This is a genomic window from Rothia mucilaginosa, assembly GCF_964210535.1.
Lineage (GTDB): Bacteria > Actinomycetota > Actinomycetes > Actinomycetales > Micrococcaceae > Rothia > Rothia mucilaginosa_F.
Genome location: NZ_CAXOMR010000003.1, coordinates 40,238 through 59,829 on the forward strand (window position 1 = coordinate 40,238; position 19,592 = coordinate 59,829).

The 19,592-nt window shown below is 59.2% G+C and carries 13 protein-coding genes; 9 read left to right on the top strand and 4 right to left on the bottom strand.

The features are described 5' to 3' along the window. Window positions 1-198: 198 nt before the first annotated feature. From glpK to AB8C10_RS02040, 3 genes are all read right to left on the bottom strand, one after another. The gene (gene glpK, locus AB8C10_RS02030; protein ID WP_294625295.1) at window positions 199-1,755 is read right to left on the bottom strand and encodes a glycerol kinase GlpK; all 1,557 of its coding nucleotides are present in this window, start codon (window positions 1,753-1,755) and stop codon (window positions 199-201) included. A 42-nt stretch (window positions 1,756-1,797) separates the two neighbouring features. Next, the gene (locus tag AB8C10_RS02035; protein WP_368866676.1) at window positions 1,798-2,595 is read right to left on the bottom strand and encodes an MIP/aquaporin family protein; all 798 of its coding nucleotides are present in this window, start codon (window positions 2,593-2,595) and stop codon (window positions 1,798-1,800) included. Between the two features lie 344 nt (window positions 2,596-2,939). Next, entirely contained in the window at window positions 2,940-4,685 is a 1,746-nt protein-coding gene (locus AB8C10_RS02040) for a glycerol-3-phosphate dehydrogenase/oxidase (protein ID WP_368866677.1), read from the bottom strand. Between the two features lie 123 nt (window positions 4,686-4,808). Here AB8C10_RS02040 and AB8C10_RS02045 point away from each other — a divergent pair, with 123 nt between their 5' ends. The 3 genes from AB8C10_RS02045 (at window position 4,809) to AB8C10_RS02055 (ending at window position 8,201) form a co-directional block, all read left to right on the top strand. Then, window positions 4,809-5,756, top strand: a complete 948-nt coding sequence (locus AB8C10_RS02045; RefSeq protein WP_049359844.1) for a sugar-binding transcriptional regulator — start codon at window positions 4,809-4,811, stop codon at window positions 5,754-5,756. Between the two features lie 252 nt (window positions 5,757-6,008). Beyond that, complete coding sequence (locus tag AB8C10_RS02050; protein ID WP_368866678.1) at window positions 6,009-7,385, top strand: 6-pyruvoyl tetrahydrobiopterin synthase; 1,377 nt, start codon at window positions 6,009-6,011, stop codon at window positions 7,383-7,385. Window positions 7,386-7,397: 12 nt separating this feature from the next. Then, on the top strand, window positions 7,398-8,201 hold the full coding sequence (locus AB8C10_RS02055; RefSeq protein WP_368866679.1) for a transcriptional initiation protein Tat: 804 nt from the start codon (window positions 7,398-7,400) through the stop codon (window positions 8,199-8,201). Window positions 8,202-8,382: 181 nt separating this feature from the next. Here AB8C10_RS02055 and AB8C10_RS02060 read toward each other — a convergent pair whose 3' ends face one another. Continuing rightward, window positions 8,383-9,309: a LysR family transcriptional regulator gene (locus AB8C10_RS02060; protein ID WP_298457352.1), complete on the bottom strand. Its 927-nt coding sequence runs from the start codon at window positions 9,307-9,309 to the stop codon at window positions 8,383-8,385. 509 nt (window positions 9,310-9,818) lie between these two features. Between AB8C10_RS02060 and AB8C10_RS02065 the strand changes: the two genes are divergently transcribed. The 6 genes from AB8C10_RS02065 to AB8C10_RS02090 all read left to right on the top strand — a co-directional run bounded on the left by AB8C10_RS02065 (window position 9,819) and on the right by AB8C10_RS02090 (window position 19,547). Then, a complete protein-coding gene (locus AB8C10_RS02065; RefSeq protein WP_368866680.1) occupies window positions 9,819-13,310 on the top strand; it encodes a bifunctional proline dehydrogenase/L-glutamate gamma-semialdehyde dehydrogenase in 3,492 nt (1,163 codons plus the stop codon). Window positions 13,311-13,643: 333 nt separating this feature from the next. After that, on the top strand, window positions 13,644-14,036 hold the full coding sequence (gene gcvH / locus AB8C10_RS02070; protein ID WP_005506589.1) for a glycine cleavage system protein GcvH: 393 nt from the start codon (window positions 13,644-13,646) through the stop codon (window positions 14,034-14,036). Between the two features lie 596 nt (window positions 14,037-14,632). After that, window positions 14,633-15,406 (top strand): transcriptional regulator FtsR, encoded by a 774-nt coding sequence (gene ftsR / locus AB8C10_RS02075; RefSeq protein ID WP_005506588.1) that lies wholly within the window; start codon window positions 14,633-14,635, stop codon window positions 15,404-15,406. Window positions 15,407-16,136: 730 nt separating this feature from the next. Then, on the top strand, window positions 16,137-16,784 hold the full coding sequence (locus tag AB8C10_RS02080; protein ID WP_314604867.1) for a MerR family transcriptional regulator: 648 nt from the start codon (window positions 16,137-16,139) through the stop codon (window positions 16,782-16,784). Window positions 16,785-16,975: 191 nt separating this feature from the next. Further along, window positions 16,976-17,788, top strand: a complete 813-nt coding sequence (locus AB8C10_RS02085; RefSeq protein WP_005507726.1) for a ParA family protein — start codon at window positions 16,976-16,978, stop codon at window positions 17,786-17,788. A gap of 301 nt (window positions 17,789-18,089) precedes the next feature. Then, entirely contained in the window at window positions 18,090-19,547 is a 1,458-nt protein-coding gene (locus AB8C10_RS02090; RefSeq protein ID WP_368866681.1) for a mycothione reductase, read from the top strand. The last annotated feature ends 45 nt before the right edge of the window (window positions 19,548-19,592 follow it).

Genomic DNA, 19,592 nt, shown 5'->3' on the forward strand with positions numbered 1-19,592 from the left:
GATCGGCGGAAGATACCGAATTCACAAAAACCAACGGTACCCTAGCACTAATTTTTGTAGAAATTACGCCGCAATAAACGTTGAATTAAGCGTCATAAAACAGCGAAAAGCCCCGGCTGCTTCAACCCCATAGCGGGGGAGAAGCAACCGGGGCTTCGCTAGTACGCGGGCCGTGCCGTTAGGCAACGGGTGCTGCGATTAGGCGGTCGGAACGTCCTCGTCAACCCACTCGAGGGTGCGGGAGACAGCCTTCTTCCACAGGCGGTACTGGCGGTCAACCTCTGCGGGCTCCATGGAGGGCAGCCAGCGCTTGTCCTCAGCCCAGTTGTCCACAACGTCCTGCTTGCCGCTCCAGAAACCAACAGCGATACCTGCAGCGTATGCTGCGCCCAGAGCGGTGGTCTCAACAACCTTCGGGCGGATCACGGGAACGCCGAGGATGTCAGCCTGGAACTGCATGAGGAACTCGTTAGCGGTCATGCCGCCGTCCACGCGCAGTTCGGAGAGCTCAACACCGGAGTCAGCGTTCATTGCGTCGAGAACCTCGCGGGTCTGGAATGCAGTTGCTTCCAGTGCCGCACGCACAATGTGTGCGCGGTTCACGTAGCGGGTCAGACCAACGATCACGCCGCGAGCGTCGGAACGCCAGTGAGGTGCGAACAGGCCGGAGAATGCGGGAACAACGTAGCAGCCGCCGGAGTCCTTGACGGAGGTAGCCAGTTCCTCAGACTCTGCAGCGTGCTCAATCATGCGCAGGTTGTCGCGCAGCCACTGGATCAGGGAGCCGCTCATTGCGACCGAGCCTTCCAGAGCGTAGACGGGTGCTGCATCGCCAATCTTGTATGCGACGGTGGTCAGCAGGCCGTTGTTGGAGAAGACGGGCTCGTTGCCGGTGTTCATGAGCATGAAGTTACCGGTACCGTAGGTGTTCTTCGCCATGCCCTTCTCGAAGCAAGCCTGACCGAAGGTTGCAGCCTGCTGGTCGCCCAGGATACCCGCGATGGGGGTGCCTCTGAGTAGACCGGTCGCGCGGCCGAAGCCGTACACCTCGGAGGAGGACTTGATTTCGGGCAGCATGCTCATGGGGATGCCCATGTCTGCAGCGATCTGCGGATCCCATTCGAGGGTGCGGATGTTCATCAGCAGGGTACGGGATGCGTTGGTTACGTCGGTGACGTGAACGCCGCCGTCAACACCACCGGTCAGGTTCCAGACCAGCCAGGTGTCGGTGTTGCCGAAGAGCAGGTCGCCGCGTTCTGCGCGCTCGCGTGCGCCTTCAACGTTGTCCAGGATCCACTTGATCTTGGGGCCGGAGAAGTAGGTAGAGAGGTTCAGGCCGACGATGTCGTGGTACTTGCCAACGCCCTCTTCGCCTGCGAGCTCTTCAACGATTTCCTGGGTGCGGGTGTCCTGCCAGACGATTGCGTTGTAGACGGGCTCACCGGTGTTCTTGTCCCACACGACGGTGGTTTCACGCTGGTTGGTGATGCCGACTGCAGCGATTTCGTGGTGGTTGACTTCGCCGTTTGCCATAGCCATTGCTACGACCTTACGGACGTTCTGCCAAATCTCGGTTGCGTTGTGCTCGACCCAGCCGGCCTTGGGGAAGATCTGCTCGTGCTCGAGCTGGCCCTGAGCCACGTTCTCGCCCGCCTTGTTGAACAGGATCGCGCGGGAGCTGGTGGTGCCCTGGTCGATGGAGAGGATGTACTTGCGTTCGACGTTGAGGGTTGCGGAGTGCAGAGAAGTCGTCATTGATTTTTCCTTAGAACAAAAGAACGGGGGTATTAGAGAGGTTTAGAGGGGCAGAACTGCCGGAACGATCAGGCCTGCGAGGATAGCGCCGATGATTGGGCCAACAACCGGAACCCATGCGTAAGACCAGTTGGAGCCGGTCTTACCGGGGATGGGCAGGAAGGTGTAGGCGATACGGGGGCCGAGGTCACGTGCGGGGTTGATAGCGCAACCGGTTGCGCCACCGAGGTTCATACTGATGGATACAACGACCAGGGCAACAGCCAGGGGGCCGAGCTCGCTGGGGGTCTTACCGGATGCGATGATCCAGCCAATCAGGACGAAGGTGCCGATAATCTCGGTGAGCAAGTTCCAGCCGTAGGACTTGATGGCGGGGCCGGTTGCGAAGATGCCGAGGCGGTCGCCCGGGTCCTCATCGAAGTGCTTCTTGTAGGTGAGGTACGCTCCGGTTGCGCCGGCCATTGCGCCGAGCATCTGAGCGACGATGTACAGGGCAATGTTGCCGGGGGTTGCGGGAACACCGGTCGCCAGGTCGCGGCCTGCGGTTGCCAGGCCAACGGTCACAGCGGGGTTCATGTGTGCACCGGAATGGAAGGAGAGGTACACGGCGGTGAACACTGCCAGACCCCATCCGAAGGTGATAACACCCCAGCCTGCGTCCTTAGCGTAGGACTTCTTGAGGGTCACTGCGGCACATACGCCGGCACCGAGCAGAATCATGATGAAGGTGCCGAAGAACTCGGAAGCGAAGATTCCGAGGGTGGTGGGGGCGCCGGATGCATCCACGAGAGCGGAAGAGCCGGCTGCAAGTACAGTTCCTGCGGAAGTAAGAAGAGACATTGTTGCTCCTTGAAGACGAAGCGTCTGGAAGGCAAGCGAACCTTTGCTTGCGCATTCCCGTGCATCCTCACCGCACGGGCGGATCGGGGCACAACGCTGTGCTGAAATGTGTAGCGGTTGCTACGAAAATTGTTGGTTGAATGTCTGATTGAGAAGCAGATCGTACCAGTGGGCTAACCCTGTATTTAGCTCGCTGCTTCTTATGCAGGGGATTATCGTAAACGGTTATTTAACCTTCCGTCCACCCCTCACCGAAAAATATGAGTTAGCCCATATCGGTGAGGGGCGAACGGTCGGTTCGTACCAAGTAATCGGTTACGAAAGGTATGCGGAATCTCTAAGGATTAGAGCTTCACACGAGGTGCCACAGGGGTGACAGCCTCAATCTTTGCCGATGCCTCAGCGTCGGTGGAGGTGGACTCTGCCTCGCGCATTGCTGCAACGCGTGCTGCGTAGAGGTCGAGTTCCTCCTTGACCTTCTTGTCGTCCCAGCCGAGCTCGGCACGCATGATGTCGAGAATCTCGTCTGCTGCTGCCAAGCCGCGGTCGCGCTGCTCGAGGTCGAGGCGTACGCGGCGGACCAGAACGTCCTCCAGGTGCAGGGCACCTTCGTAGCGGACAGCGAAGACGACGTCTGCACGCAGGAACTGGGGTGCCTTAGCCAGGGGAGCACCGAGGGAGGGGTCAGCGTCGATGAGAGCGCCGAGGTCCTCAATCTGCGCGCCGTAACGCTCGAGCAGGTGGGTGATACGGTCCTCATCCCAGCCGTAACGCTCTGCGTAGCGTGCACGGTTAGCAGCGATTGCGTGGTAGCCGTCTGCACCGACCAGGCCGATGGTTGCGGTTACGGAGGGGTTCTGCTTAGCCTGCTCGCCCAGCGCGAAGTCGACAGCGTCGGCAGCCATGACACGGTAGGTGGTGAGCTTGCCGCCTGCGATTGCGCTCATGCCGGGTGCAACCTCGGTCACGGTGTGCTCGCGGGAAACCTTGGTGGATGCTGCGCCGTCCTTGACCTTGGGCTGCAGCAGCGGGCGCAGACCGGTGTAGGTGCCGATGATGTCCTCGCGGGTCAGCGGGTTAGCGATCAGCTTGTTGGCCTGCATCAGGACGTAGTCGATGTCCTTGCTGGTTGCGACGGGGCGCTCGCGGTCCTCGGCGTAGGGGGTGTCGGTGGTGCCAATGATCCAGTAACGCTGCCAGGGGATGATGAAGAGAACGGACTTCTCGGTCTTGGTGAAGATACCGCTGGTTGCGTTGATGCGGTCGCGAGGAACCACGATGTGGATACCCTTGGATGCCAGAACCTCCAGGCCACCTTCGGGGTTAGCGAGGGACTCGGACTCTTCGGTCCACACGCCGGTTGCGTTGATGACGTGCTTTGCGCGCACGTTCAGGCGCTCGCCGGTCTCCAGGTCTGCCAGCTCTGCGCCGATGACGCGGCCGGATGCGTCCTTGGTGAAGCCGACAACCTGGGTGCGGGATGCAGCCAGTGCGCCGTAGCCTGCAGCGGTGCGGACGACGTCGATGACGAGGCGTGCGTCGTCAACGCGTGCATCGTAGAACTGGATTGCGCCGCTGAATGCGGAGTCCTTGATGTCGGGGAAGACGGTCTTGGTGCCGGTCTTGGTGAAGTGACGCTGGGAGGGGACGCCCTTGTTGCCGCGGGAACCGAGGAATGCGAGGGTGTCGTACATGCCGATGCCGATTGCGGAGTATGCGCGCTCGATGACGGGCATCTTCAGGGGCCACAGGAAGGGCTGTGCGTGCACCAGGTGGGGTGCGATCTTGTTCAGCAGCAGGCCGCGCTCGGTCAGTGCTTCGGTCACGAGCTTGAAGTCGAGGTTGTAGAGGTAGCGCAGGCCGCCGTGAACGAGCTTGGAGGACCATGCGCTGGTGCCTGCAGCCCAGTCGCCTGCTTCGACGATACCGGTGCGCAGACCGCGGGTTGCTGCGTCGAGGGCAATGCCTGCACCGGTGATGCCGCCGCCGACGACCAAGATGTCGAGTTCTTCGTTGACCATGCTCTTGAGCGCCTTGGCGCGGGACTCGGCGGTCAGCTGAGACTGCTGTGCAATGTGCTGGGAGCTCATGTACTGCTCTTTCCTGTATTGCCGCTTGTGCGGCGTGGGGGTTTCATCTTGCATTTAGTAAAACCCAATGGTGAAATAATAACCAAGCAGTATGAACGGATTTTCACTGGGGGTCTGTGGCAGATGAACGAACGCGCTAACCACACTTATGAGGCGGCGCAGCTGTACTACATCCACAACATGACGATGGACGCTATCGCGGCTCGTCTGGGGGTTTCTCGAGCCACTGTGTCGCGTCTGCTTAAAAGTGCTCGTGAGAGCGGCATGGTGCAGATCCGTCTAGATGATTCCTTCCGTGCCCGCAGCGAGCTTGAGCGCCGCATCGGTGAGCGCTATAAGGTGCGCGTTACTCTCGTGAATGTCCGTTCGGACGCCACCCCCATCGCCCGCATGAGCCAGGTATCCCGTACTGCGGCGGCTCTACTTGATTCCCTGATTGATAATGGAACGAGCCTGGGTGTGGCGTGGGGTTCAACGATGACCGAGATTTCTCGTCATCTGCCGCGCCGCCCTCTAAAGGGCGTGACTGTCGTGCAGATGAATGGTGCCGGTAACGCGCACCATTCGGGCATTCCGTACCTGGGTTCCCTGCTGGGGCAGTTGGTGAATGCCTATGATGCGCAGACTATCCATTTTCCGGTTCCCGCGTTCTTTGACTATGCGGACACGAAGACCGCCATGTGGCGTGAGCGTAGCGTGCAGAAGAATCTGCATGCCCAGCAGAATGTTGACCTCGCTATTTTTGGCGTGGGTGCTTTTGGTGGACCTATTCCTTCTCACGTGTATTCGGGTGGCTATTTTGAGGTGCAGGAGCAGCGTCAGTTGCGTGAGCTGGGCGTTGTGGGGGATATGTGCACGATTCTTCTGCGTGAGGACGGCTCGTGGGCTGATCTTGAGTTGAATAAGCGTGCGTCCGGTCCGACTCCGAAGGAGCTTGCCCGCATTCCGCGCCGTATTTGCGTTGCGTCCGGTACTCACCGTGTGCGTGCTTTGCGCGGCGCGTTGCGTACGGGCGCAATTACTGACTTGGTTCTTGATGATGCCCTGGCAAAGGCGCTCATGGAGAAATAGCTAAAAATAATCGCCGCGGGTATGAGAGTCCGTGGTGATGGGGTAAAGGGGCGCCTTGAATCTGAAAGGTAGTGCTTGAGAGCTTTCCAGGTGAAGATCTCAAGCGTCGCCTGAACAATGTTTCAAGGTGTCCTTTAGTGTCGTCAAAAACTGCTTTCTGACCCTACAATGTGAAACGTTTGCGCATGTGAAAGCGCATATTTGTGCACTCCATTGAAGGTGTGCGCCACTCACCGTTAGAAAGAACCAACCATGACCCCCACCTATAACGCCCAGGCGAATCCGCACCTGGGCGCACCCGGCATTACCACCATGCACGGTGATGCCCAGTCTTCCGACGCTACTCCTCTTGCCGGCCCCGGCGCCGGTGACTGGAAGATTACCGGCACGAAGCTCGGCGGCGCCTGCCCGACGATTCTCGCCGGACGCGACGGCTTCATTCAGGTGCTCTGCACCCAGGTCTTCGCCCACGGCGAGTTCATCACCCCGAAGCTCTCTATCCTTGACCCGCATACCGGCCGCGAGCTCTCCCACTTGGACATCCCTAAGGGTGCACTTCTCGGCGGTGTGTACGCCTACCTTGACGCGCAGGATCGCATGGTTCTAGTGGATGGCTCCCAGTGCCTGCTGCGCCTTTCTCATTCCAACGACGGACGCAGCATCCGGGTTGATGAGCGCATTGATCTGAGCCGTATGCTCGCCCAGAGCGCCAACGACGCTGTGGTTGGTCTGGTGCCCGACTGGGCCGGTCGCATTTGGGTTGCGACGAAGAATGGCTACATTGCCGTGATTGATTCTGCCCGCGGCACGATTCGCTCGATGCGCTTGAATAAGGCGTCGATTGCTGGTGAGCGTATCGATAACTCGATTTCGGCGTGCCCGCAGGGCGTGAGCGTGGTGACCTCCCACGCGATTTATATGCTGAACGCTACGGCAACCGGTGCGCCCACCCTCAAGTGGTGGCATGCGTACGACCGCGGTAGCGCCCGTAAGCCGGGCAAGCTCGCGTGGGGTTCTGGCGCCTCCCCGACCTTCTTTGGCCCGAACGGCTCCGATTACGTGATGCTGACCGATAACTCTGATATTCAGGAGTCGGTCATTGTGTACCGCACCGATAACGGTGCGAAGGTCGGTAGCGCTGGCCTGTTTACTGCCGGTACCTCTGGCACTGAGAATTCCATGATCGGTGTGGGTAACACGATGGTCGGTGCAAGCACCTACGGCTACCCCTACCCGAAGTACCCTGAGGGCGCCGGCCCGTCGGTTCCTGCGAATGCGCTTTTTGCCCCCGGTATGGAGCGTTGGGATATTACCAACCGTGGTCTGCGTAAGATTTGGGACCGTAAGGACGTTTACTCTTCGGCTGTTCCTCGCTATTCCACGGCTGACGGGCTGATTTACACCTGTGAGCGTCGCCGTGGTCCTGCTGGTTTGGCGAATGGTGCCTACGCGTGGGCCGTCGCGATTGATATGGAGACCGGTAAGACGATGCACGAGCAGCGTCTACCTCAGCACGTGAGCCTGCTACTTGGCGGCGGTGACACCCTGCAGATGGTGGGCACCATTGACCGTTACGGCACCTGGTGGCAGGGCACGATTAGCGGCGTGTACCGTATCGCGAAGGCATAAGGGGAGTAGAAAATGACTAAGAATAATCTGATGAATGCTTCTCGCCGTACCGCGTTGAAGGTTGCGGGTGCTTCGGCTGCCCTGGTGGCTGGCGGCGTGAGTGCTGCGGAGGCGGCGACCCGTTCGGGTGGTAGGCGCGGCGTGCACGGTACCCCGGTGACTCAGCGTCCTGTCGGTCAGCGCGGCGGGCATCGTGGCGGTCAACGTGGTCAGCACGGTGGGGCGGCGAGCTCTGCGCTGGTGCAGGTGCCGACGCGTTATAACGAGTCGTGCATCCGTTTGGAGTTGAAGGCGGCTTCCGGTGTACAGGCTGTGTCTTTGCAGAGCCAGCCGGCGCGTACTGTTGCTTTCAAGAATCTGCCGACTCGCCTGAGCATTATTAATGAGGGTAATTCGACTCTGCCGGTGGGTACTCGCCTGATGGTGCGTGCTCGCGCGCAGGATCCAAAGACTGGTTTGTTGCTGAATCCCGCGGTGACTCTTCGCGTGACCTCTGGTCAGGCGGTGTTGCCTTCGGGTGGTATGGGTGCTTCGGCTCTGGTGGCTCCGGTGGATGCGCTGAATCTTGATGCGGTGCGCCGTAGTGAGCAGACCGGTCAGGCTGGTTCCGGCAGTGAGAATGTTCTGGAGCTGCGTACCGCTATTCCTCGCGGTCACCGTCTAGACGTTCAGTTGAATTATCAGGTGGCTTCGGGCGTTGCCGGTTCTGCGTTGAAGCAGGTTCATGTGAGCGCCGTGCTGGATATGGCGGCGGCTGGTTTGTCGTCGTCGTTCTATGAGGTGCAGAGCCCGGCCGTGGTGGCTTCGCTGAACTAGCAGTTGAGCTGGATTCTGTAAAGAATGGGAACGGCGGGGGAGTAGCTCCGCTATCCGTACTTTTATACCTCTATATATAGGCGCCTGTTCAAAAGGCACAGTGAAAGGTCGGGGTCGTTCGTGGGAACGGCCCCGACCTTTGTGTTATCTGGTGTGCCGGGTTGAGCGGCGGCTGAGTTTTTTATGCGGTTTCGGTCTTTTCGTGCTCGCCGAATGCCACCTTGACCGCGTGGTGCAGGGCTTCGCGCACCATGGCGATGGCGGGGTTGGCGGCGGATTCGCGGCGTACCGCGGTGAAGATTTTGCGGGAGGGTTTGCCGGGCAGCTCCACGATGCGTAGCCCCTCGGTGGTGGAGAGGGAGGAGAGGATGAACCCGGGCACGATGGTGACGGCGAATCCGGCCTTGACGAGGTTGGAGTTCGTGATCATGTCGTTGGCGCTGTAGCGGATGACCGGTTCGAACCCGGCGGTGCGGCACTGGTTGAGCGCCCAGCTGCGGGAGGTGTTCTGTTCCATTTCGAGGACCCAGGGGAGTGCGTGCGCCTCTTCAATGGAGGTGATGGTGGAGGTGCTAGGCACGATGAGGCTGAGCGGGTCTTCGGTGAGTAGTTCGGAGTGCAGCTCGGGGTATTCGGGGATGTGGTGGTGCGGGTAGGCTTCGGAGAGCACCATGTCGTATTCGCGGCTTCGGGTCAGGGAGGTGCCGGTTTCGGGGTCGATTTGCAGTACCTGCAGGGTGAGCGAGGGGGCGTGCTCGGCGAGGTAGCTGAGGGTTTCCGGTAGCAACGCGAAGGCGGCGGACTGGAAGATGGCGAGGCGCACCATGCCGGCGGGTTCGCCGGTGAGGTTGGCGACGGAGGTTTGCATGCGGTCGAGTTCGCGCAGGATGCTACGGGCGCTGTCGACGATGATGAGTCCGGCGCTGGTGAGCTGTACGCGCCTGCCGATGCGCTGCAACAGCGGGGTGCCGGTTTCTTTTTCGAGGGTGGCAATCTGCTGGGAGACGGCGGAAGGGGTGAGGCTGAGCGCTTCTGCGGCGGCGATGATGGTGCCGCGTTCTTGAATTTCGAGGAGCATTTGCATGCGTCGGATGTCGTAGATTGACACGTTTTTCTCCCTGGTGCGCCCGGTTGTTCTGCAGATTGTGCCTCTGAGCTCTTCCGTGGTGCGTCTCTCATTGTGGACTCTTGTCTATGGTACCGCGTGGGCTTTGTTGCGGCTCTTTTTGAGACGATGGGGGCCCTGAAAACGCATGTTGGCTTGTGTGACGGGTATTTTGCGTGGGTGTGATGATTCTCAGGGTCGAAGATGCTTTTGGGAATGGTTTTGAAGTGTTCGATTGTTACGAGATGGGTTCGGTATTTGCGTTCTGAAAGTGCTAGCCTGAGAGAGATGGATAGCGGTGTTGCTATGGTCTTCGTTTCTTCTCTTTGGGCTCGGTGTTCGGAGGGTTGCCGGGCGGGAACCACGCTACATAATCATTTAGAAAAACTAAATGGATTTTGGAAAAAACATTCAGTTTTTCTAATGAGGTATTTATTACCCTTTTGTGGTGAAATAGAGACATCGCCAAACGTGGTGTGCACCGCACACAGTGAGATAGTTAGGAGTCAAGGATGACCCATCCTTTCGCATCTGAGCACTACCAGAAGATGGCTCTGGAAGCTCGTCAGCTTGTTCGTCAGTGGGTAAACGAGTCCCAGTCGATCAAGCCCACCTTCGCGGCTGAGCAGCTCGCCGGTGTTCTGAAGGACCCCAATGGTCTTCCCTTCACCGTCGGCTTTGTTGATGGCGTTATTCGCCCCGAAGACGACAACGTCTCCGGCCGCAACCTTTCCCGTATTTCCGGCCTGGCACCTTCCTTCCTGCCCTGGTACATGAAGTCCGCTGTTGGCTTCGGTGGCAAGCTGGCTGGCAAGGTCGCATGGCCTACCGTTCCCGTTGCACGCCGCGTGCTGCGCGAGATGGTCGGTCACCTGATTGTCGACGCTTCCGAGGAGAAGCTGGGCGACGCAATTGCAGAGCTGACCAAGACCGGTAACCGCCTGAACGTCAACCTGCTCGGTGAGGCAGTTCTGGGTGACAAGGAAGCAGAGCACCGCCTGGCTGAGACCAAGCGTCTGCTGGCACGTGACGACGTTGATTACGTCTCCATTAAGGTGTCCGCTGTTTCCGGCCCCCACCAGCACTGGGCATTCGACGAGGTCGTTGAGACCGCTGTTCGTCGCCTGACCCCGCTGTACGAGCTGGCTGCTTCTTCCTCCCCCAAGAAGTTCATCAACCTGGACATGGAGGAGTACAAGGATCTGGACCTCACCATTGAGGTGTTCACCAAGATTCTGGACCAGCCGCACCTGAAGGACCTGGAAGCCGGTATCGTGCTCCAGGCATACCTGCCCGACACCCTGGCTGCAATGCAGCGCCTGCAGGCATGGGCTGCTAAGCGTGTTGAGGCTGGCGGCGCTGGCGTCAAGGTCCGCCTGGTGAAGGGTGCAAACCTTTCCATGGAGATCGTGGAAGCTGTTATGCACGGCTGGCCGCTGACCACCTGGGACACCAAGCAGGCTGCTGACACCAACTACAAGCGCGTTCTGGACTACGCACTGCGCCCCGAGCACGTGAAGAACATCCGCCTCGGTATCGCAGGCCACAACCTCTTCGACGTTGCTTTCGCACTGCTGCTGTCCGAGGACCGCGGCGTGAAGGATCGCGTCGAGTTCGAGATGCTGATTGGTATGGCTGAGCAGCAGGCTGAGATTATCCGCCGCCGCGTTGGCCACCTGCTGCTGTACGTGCCCGTCGTGAACCCCAAGGAATTCGACGTTGCTATCGCATACCTGATCCGTCGTCTCGAGGAGAACGCTTCCTCCGAGAACTTCATGTCCGGTATCTTCGACCTGGCAACCGACGAGTCCATCTTCAAGCGCGAAGAGGACCGCTTCATGCGTGCACTGAACTCCGTCACCGACGAGGTTCCCGCATCCAAGCGCACCCAGAACCGTCTGACCGAGAACGAGGACAACGTCTTCGTACCGGCTGGCCGCTTCGAGAACACCCCCGACACCGACCCCGCACTGGCAGGTAACCGCGAGTGGGGCCGCGCAATCCTCGAGCGCTCCAAGACCACCAAGCTGGGCATCGAAACCCTCAAGGCTAACGAACTGACCAGCGAAGCTGACGCAGAGAAGCTGATCAAGGAAACCGAAGAGGCTGGCAAGGCATGGGGTAAGCTCTCCGGCCACGAGCGTGCAGAGATTCTGCGCAAGGTCGGTAAGGCTATCGCACTGCGCCGCGGCGACCTGCTTGAGGTTATGGCAGCTGAGGCTGGCAAGACCCTGGAGCAGGGCGACACCGAGGTCTCCGAGGCAATCGACTTCGCATACTACTACGCAATGCTGGCTGAGGACCTCGAGAAGATCGACGGCGCAAAGCCCAAGTCCGTTGACCTGACCCTGGTTGTTCCCCCGTGGAACTTCCCGACCGCTATCCCCGCCGGTGGTGTTCTGGCTGGTCTGGCTGCAGGTTCTGCTGTCATCTTCAAGCCCGCAACCATTACCGCTCGCACCGGTGCACTGATCGCAGAGATCATGTGGGATGCAGGCGTTCCCAAGGAAGTTCTGAAGCTCGTCAAGGTTGTTGACCGCGCTGCAGGTAAGCTGCTCATCTCGCACCCCGAAGTTGACCGCCTGATCCTGACCGGTGGTTACGAGACCGCTGAGCTCTTCCGCTCCTGGCGTGATGACCTGCCCCTGTTCGGTGAGACCTCGGGTAAGAACTCCATCATCGTCACCCCGAACGCTGACATCGACCTCGCCGTCAAGGACGTCGTCTACTCGGCATTCGGCCACGCAGGTCAGAAGTGCTCCGCTGGTTCGACCGTCATCCTGGTTGGCTCCGTGGCACAGTCCGAGCGTTTCCGCCGCCAGCTGATTGACTCCGTCAGCTCCCTGCACGTGGCACACCCGCAGGACATCGAGTCCCAGATGGGCCCCGTTGTTCAGAAGCCGGAAGAGAAGCTGCTGCGTGGTCTGACCACCCTCGGCCCGGGCGAGCGTTGGCTCATCCAGCCCAAGGAACTGGACGAGACTGGCCGTCTGTGGAGCCCCGGTGTTCGCGAAGGCGTCAAGCCCGGTTCCGAGTACCACATGACCGAGTACTTCGGCCCCATCCTGGGTATCATGACCGCTGACACCCTGGAAGAGGCAATCGAGCTGCAGAACGCACCCGACTACGGTCTGACCGCAGGCCTGCACTCGCTGGATGCTGACGAGCTCGAGCTGTGGCTCTCCAAGGTCCAGGCAGGTAACCTGTACGTCAACCGTGCAATTACCGGTGCAATCGTTCAGCGTCAGCCCTTCGGTGGTTGGAAGAAGTCCACCGTGGGTTCCGGTACCAAGGCTGGTGGCCCCAGCTACCTGATCGCTCTGTCCGATTGGGAGCCCGCACAGGCAACCGCGACCGCAACCACCCAGTCGGTGACCGTCCGCGAGACCCTGGCTACCATCGAGAACTCCGAGCTGGGCAAGCGCGATGACTTCGCATTCATCAAGCGCGGCGTCTCCTCTGACGCACACGCTTGGGACACCGAGTTCGGCTTCGGCCACGATCCCTCGAAGCTGGGCGTCGAGCGCAACATCCTGCGCTACGTACCCACCCAGGTTCTGGTTCGTGCAGACGAGTCCGCATCGCCCGCAGAGACCCTGCGCGTTGTGCTCGCCGGTCTGGCAGCTAACGCACCGGTTGCTCTGTCCGTCGGTAAGGACCTGCCGGTCGACGTCCGCGGCGTCCTGGAGAACAAGGGTGTCAAGTACGAGGTCAAGTCGGACGCTCAGTTCCGCGAGTACCTGGCTTCGAACGCTAAGACCCCGGTTCGCGCACTGGCTGGTACCCCGCTGGAAGGCACCCGTATCCGCTACATCGGTAACGATGTGAAGTCCATCTACTCGGCACTGGGTGGTCGCCCGGATGTTGCAGTGTACTTCGCACCGGTCACCGAGGCTGGCCGTATCGAGATGCTGCCCTTCCTCCGCGAGCAGGCTGTTTCGATTACCGCACACCGTTTCGGTAACCCGAACCGCTTCTCCGAGCGCGTCATTTCTTCCCGCTAAGGCGCTGTGAGAGTTTAGCTCTCTAGCCTAAGGCTCAGGGCCCTGCACCTTCATGGTGTGGGGCCCTGAGCCTTTTGGTGTGTCTGATGGCTCCCTGCTGGAGGTGAGTAATAGGGGTGCTTCTAGGGCCTTGGGAAGGGGCGCTTGTTGAGCGGTTAGATAGGATAAGGAAAATATAGTGTCATAGAAGTGGTACGGGGGTGTTTGGACGTGCCCCGCGTTACTTCTTATGTGATAATTGGTGTAGGACGTTCCGTCATCCCACATACGGAACGACACCGTGCGCGGGACGGTCCGCGCTACGCAAGAACACACTGAAAGGACACCGCTGCTATGAGCAACGTTCCCGCAGAACTCTCGTACACTTCTGAGCACGAGTGGGTTTCCGCTCTCACCGCCGAGGGCACCGTACGTGTTGGTATTACTGACCACGCTCAGGATGCACTGGGTGACGTCGTCTACGTCGACCTTCCCTCTGTTGGCGATTCTGTAGCTGCTGAGGATAGCTTCGGTGAGATTGAGTCCACCAAGTCTGTCTCCGATCTCTTTGCTCCCGTCGCTGGCGAGATTGTCGCAGTGAACGAGGGCCTGGAGGATGACCCCGCACTGGTCAACTCCGATCCCTACGGCGAGGGCTGGATCATTGAGATTCGCCCCGAGAACGCTGATGACCTGGCAAACCTGCTGGATGCAGAGGCATACAAGGCTGAGCTGGACAAGCTCTAAGTCGATAGACTCTAAGACCTTCTATAGGCCTCGGATAAGAGGTATGTAGTGGTGAGACGGCGAGACCGATTGGTCTCGCCGTTTTTCTTTTAAAATGCACATAAACGCAAATAGTTGGGCGTATTTAAGGTTCGTCTTGAAGGTGTAGGAATTCACTAAAAGGGCTTGAAGGATGACTAAACCCCTAGTGGGAGCCTCTTTCAAGTTAAATGTGATGAAAACTTCAACTATCGCGAGAAGATAAAATTTTCCTCGTAAAGCAGTCCAATATGAGATGCATGTGTTCGAAGTATTGGAATTTTGCTAAAATTGGTACTGTCTCTACTGGATAGTGTTTGAATGTGTGGCTATTTTTGGGTTCAAAAAGCCCCTAAAAAGGGCGAACTAAATAGCAAAATGCCTTGTGAGGCTATAAGATTGTCTCGAAGGTTTGCGGTTTATCATTTCGTGATAAACAACTAAACTTATCTATCACACTCTCAACACTAAGCAAAGATGTTCGGCACGAAGCGAGACCCCCGACCGGGGGAACGAGCCACTCACTCAAACTTCGGCTCGTATCGACATCGGCTGAACAAAGTACCCGAAAGACATAGATGACCTCACGCATCGATGAAAACCTCACTAACGCTGAGGTTCAACTAGAGGACGTGGAGAACGGCGACTCTGACCGTAACCCGCGTGACGTTAAGAGTCGGACCATCGGTCAGGTTCTTAGTCAGCTTGACCTGGAGTTCCCCGGAATTAGCGCATCCAAGATTCGTTTCCTGGAGGAGCGCGGTCTGGTGCACCCCAGCCGTACCGAAACCGGTTACCGCAAGTACTCCCAGACTGACATTGAGCGCCTGCGCTATATCCTCACTATGCAGCGCGACCACTACATGCCGCTCAAGGTAATCCGTCAGCATCTGGAGGACCTGGAAGCCGGACGCGTACTGAACTCCATGCCCACCACCGTAAGTGAAGACGTCCTGGATACCGTCCTCGGACCGGACGAGCAGGAAGGCCGAACCTACAGCCTCCGCGAGCTGGCAGAATACGCTAACACCACTCCCGAACTGATTCGCGAGCTGATTGACTTTGGATTGCTCGAAGACGGCTCGGATGTGGAGTACACCGATTACGACGTGCTGATCGCCCGCGTGAGCGCAGAGCTGACCCAGCACGGCATTCAGCCCCGTCACCTGCGCGCATTCAAGTCTGCGGCAGACCGCGAAATCTCCCTCGTGGAAATTGCGGTAGCTCCGCTGGCTTCGCGCCGCGACGCAGCCTCCCAGGCTCAGGCACAGGAACGAGCTGACAAGATTCGCAAGTTGTGCCTGCAGTTGCACGCAACTCTCGTCGAATCGGCAATGCCTACCTACGAGTAGGCAGTGAAGGGGCAGACGACCGGACTGTCTACCCTTCAAACCCCATGCGGTTCCACCGCACCCCAAACGGGGATTTCCCTCGGGAAACACCACTGACCACGGTGATTCCCTCTATAGTCCCTACCTGCACCAACGGGTAGCGGCCTCTAGACTTGGACGAAGCCGACGCTGGCACGCTCGGAATTTCTACCCCTTCGTCCAACACGAAGAGCTTTCTCACCAGGGGGCTCCCGGCCTGCCAAGGCTATTCACTCAACTCAGCGGTAAATGCGTACGGACTACCAGCCCGTACGCATTTACTTTTTAAACTCCCCCCTGTATAAACTCCCCTGTGGGATGGGCATCCCGAAGAGCGAAGGGAACAGTGGGGGAGGAGTGCCCCTATAGGGTGTTAATGAGGCAAGGACGAATCTGAAAAGATCATTCGCTTCGGTGGGTTCAATTTTAAGTAGAGCCCTCTATCAGTTAAAATAGATTGAACAACCGCGCCTATCGCGCATCGGTCGCGCTATCGAGTCGTGTTCTACGAACCGAATAGTCGAGCCAATGTGTAGTATTGAAAACCGCGTAGCCAACCTCACAGGGGGAAGTTACGCGAATCATAGATGCAGATTCTAAGGTGTAACCCTAGAATCTCACCCCGAAAATCGGGGCTGCACCGGAACGAAGTCGACCGCATTTGATAGGGCGCGGTGAATCGCATTAAACGGGTTAATGAAAAGGAGGGACCGTGCTAGAGCAGCAGGTAGCCGAAAATGCAGGCGAGGCCGCAAGCACTCATGAGGCACCCCAGGGCTTCGACCAGCCCCTGGATGGCTTCGACACCCTCTTCCCCGTAGCACCGCCTCCGCGCGGTGAACAGGGCGTACTCTTCACCGACCCTGTCTCTGTCGTCGAGGAAAACCTCGGATACCGCGGTGCTGTCGCCTGCAAGGCAGCCGGCATCACCTACCGCCAGCTCGACTACTGGGCACGCACCGATCTGGTCGTACCCACCGTGCGTGGTGCCTCCGGATCCGGTACCCAGCGCCTCTACAGCTTCCGCGACGTGCTCGTGCTCAAGATTGTGAAGCGACTGCTTGACACCGGCGTGTCCCTGCAGCAGATTCGCACCTCCATCGAGCACCTGCGTACCCGCGGCATTGACGACCTCGCGAACATTACCCTCATGAGTGACGGCACCACCGTCTACGAATGCACCTCCCCGAGCGAGGTTATCGACCTTGTACAGGCCGGTCAGGGCGTCTTCGGTATCGCTATCGGTCGCGTCTGGCGCGAAATCGAAATGAACCTCAACGGTCAGCCCGGCGAAGAAATGCACGAAAACTTCGAAGGCGACGAACTCGCCGCCCGCCGTGCCCGCCGCGCACAGGCATAAAACACAAAACGTGAATCAGCCCGCGCTCACTACCTATCGGGTAGCGAGCGCGGGCTGAAGCTTTAAATGCGAGGGAATATTCAATGCTCACTTGAGAAAAAACTCAAGATACACCCCTGTCAGAGCCAGAAGAAAAGCGAAGATTCGCTAAAATAAAGGGGCATTACACCTCACTCATAAAAGGGACCTGCATGCCCCGCATCGTCAGTATCAGCAGCCTCAAGGGTGGCGTTGGCAAAACGTCCATCACTTTGGGGCTCGCCTCCGCGGCATTACACAGCGGACTCTCCACACTTGTTATTGACCTCGACCCCCACGGCGACGCCAGCACCGGCCTGGCAGTGGATGAAACCATCCCCGACGTCGCCTCCCTGATTGCCAGCTCCAATGAACGCGCCTTCGCGGAGGAAGCCGGTAGCTCCTCCTGGAACGCGCTCGTCGGCAAACCCACCCTGCTGACCAATAACCCCGTGACCACCGGTAGCGTGAAGGTGGCGCGAGGCTCGGCGCGCTCCACCCTCGTGGACCGGCAGGAAGCCGCGCCGTTCATCCGCCGATTCAAGCGCATGGTGGAGGCGGCAGCGGACGCCTACGACGTGATTCTGATTGACTGCCCGCCGTTCCTCGGAACCCTGTCTTCGATGGGCTGGGCGGTGAGTGAGCGTATCCTCTCGGTAGCAGAGCCCTCCCTCTTCTCCGTGGCGGGCACCGAACGAACCCTGCGTGCCATCGTGCGCTTTCAGCAGGAAAGCGGCATCAGCATTGACGGTGCGGGAGTAGTTATCAACAAGATGCGCCCCAACGACAGCGAACACCGCTACCGACGCGACGAAATGCGCTCCCTCTTCGGCGAGCTCGTGGCAGATCCTGTGCTCGCTGAAAGCCCCGTGCTGCAACGCGCCCAGGGTGCGGCGTACCCGATTCATTTTTGGCCCGACGAAGAGTCGGTTGATCCCGCCATTGACTTCACCCGCCTACTGGCGGGGCTCATGGCAGACCTCTAAACGCAGACATCTACGCGTCACTAATCCGCGGGCTCACATAGTTTCAACGCTTGAGGTCTCAACGCTTGAGTGCGTCTTCTCAAAGAACCTCTGTATTTTCAGCGCTGTGTTCTCAGCCCTGTGTTCTCAGTGCTGTGTTCTTTGGGACGGCGCACTTTCGTATATCCGTCAACATTGACACCAGATAGTGGGAATAGCCGGTAGCCTCCACGCGTTATAGTGGCAGTAACAGAAATAACCCCGCCATCGAGGGGCACGCTGGGAACGAGCCCAGCCTCAACACCAACAACGAGAGGACCACATGAGCATCGAGAACGTAGAACGCATTGACGGCGTAGCACAATACGACCTCATCGTCATCGGCTCCGGATCCGGCAACACCCTCATCGGCCCCGAATGGGATGACAAGAAGGTCGCCCTCATCGACGGCGGTATCTTCGGTGGCACCTGCCTGAACGTTGGCTGCATCCCCACCAAGATGTACGTCTACCCGGCGACTATCGCGCAGAAGACCCGCGAGGTCAAGCACCTGGGCGTCGACGCACACGTAGACGCCGTGCACTGGGCACAGATTCGTGACCGCATCTTTGCCTCTCGCATTGACCAGATTGTTGAAGGCGGCCGCGAATGGCGTGCCGGCCTGCCCAACGTCGACTTCTACGACCAGTACGCACGCTTTGTAGGCTCCCACACCGTCGAGCTGACCGACGGCACCCGCCTGCAGGGCCGCCAGATTGTCATTGCGGCAGGTTCGCGCGCCGTGCTGCCTCCCGTGCCCGGTATCGACTCCTCCAAGGTCTACACCAACGACAACGTCATGCGCCTGGACGAACTGCCCGCCCGCATGGTCGTCATCGGCGGCGGTGTGATTGCGGCAGAATTCTCCCACGTTTTCTCCGCATTCGGCACCGAAGTAACCCAGCTGAACCGCTCCTCCCGCCTGTTGCGCGGCGTGGACGAAGAGGTCGTGGCACGCTTCGAAGAAGCCGCAAGCAAGCAGTGGAACATCGTCAAGGATGCGTCCCTCTCCGAAATCCGTGAGAACGCCGACGGCAGCGTAACCGTCGTAGCGAAGCGCACCACCGAGAACGGTGAAGAACTGCTCGAAATCCCGGCAGACGCTGTGCTCGTAGCAACCGGTCGCCGCCCCAACACCGACACCCTCAACGCGAAGAACTACTTCGACGTGCAGGACGGCGGTCAGCTCAGCGTCGATAAGTACCAGCGCGTGCTCTACAACGGTGCACCCGTACCCGGCGTCTACGCCCTCGGGGACGTGTCCAGCAGCTACCAGCTCAAGCACGTGGCAAACCACGAGGCCCGCGTGGTGCAGCACAACCTCAGCCACCCCGAGGACCTGCGCGCCAGCGACCACCGCTACGTACCCGGCGCGGTCTTCAGCAACCCGCAAATCGCCGTGGTCGGCATGACTGAAGAGCAGGCGCGCCAGGCCGCTGAGCGTGAAGGCTTTGAGATTACCGTCAAGGCACAGAACTTTGGCGACACCGCCTACGGCTGGGCAATGGAAGACAAGATCGGCCTGTGCAAGCTGATTGCCCGCAAGGACAACGGCGAGCTGCTCGGTGCGCACCTGGTCGGTGAAGAATCCTCCGTGCTCATCCAGCCGCTACTGCAGGCAATGAGCTTCGGCATGGATGCGCGCACCCTCGCACGCGGCCAGTACTGGATCCACCCGGCACTGACCGAAATCATTGAGAACGCGCTGCTCGGCCTGGAATTCGACGAGCCCGCAAACTAAGGATCCGCCAGCTAACGACGGCTAGATAACGCTCGGAAGCCGAGG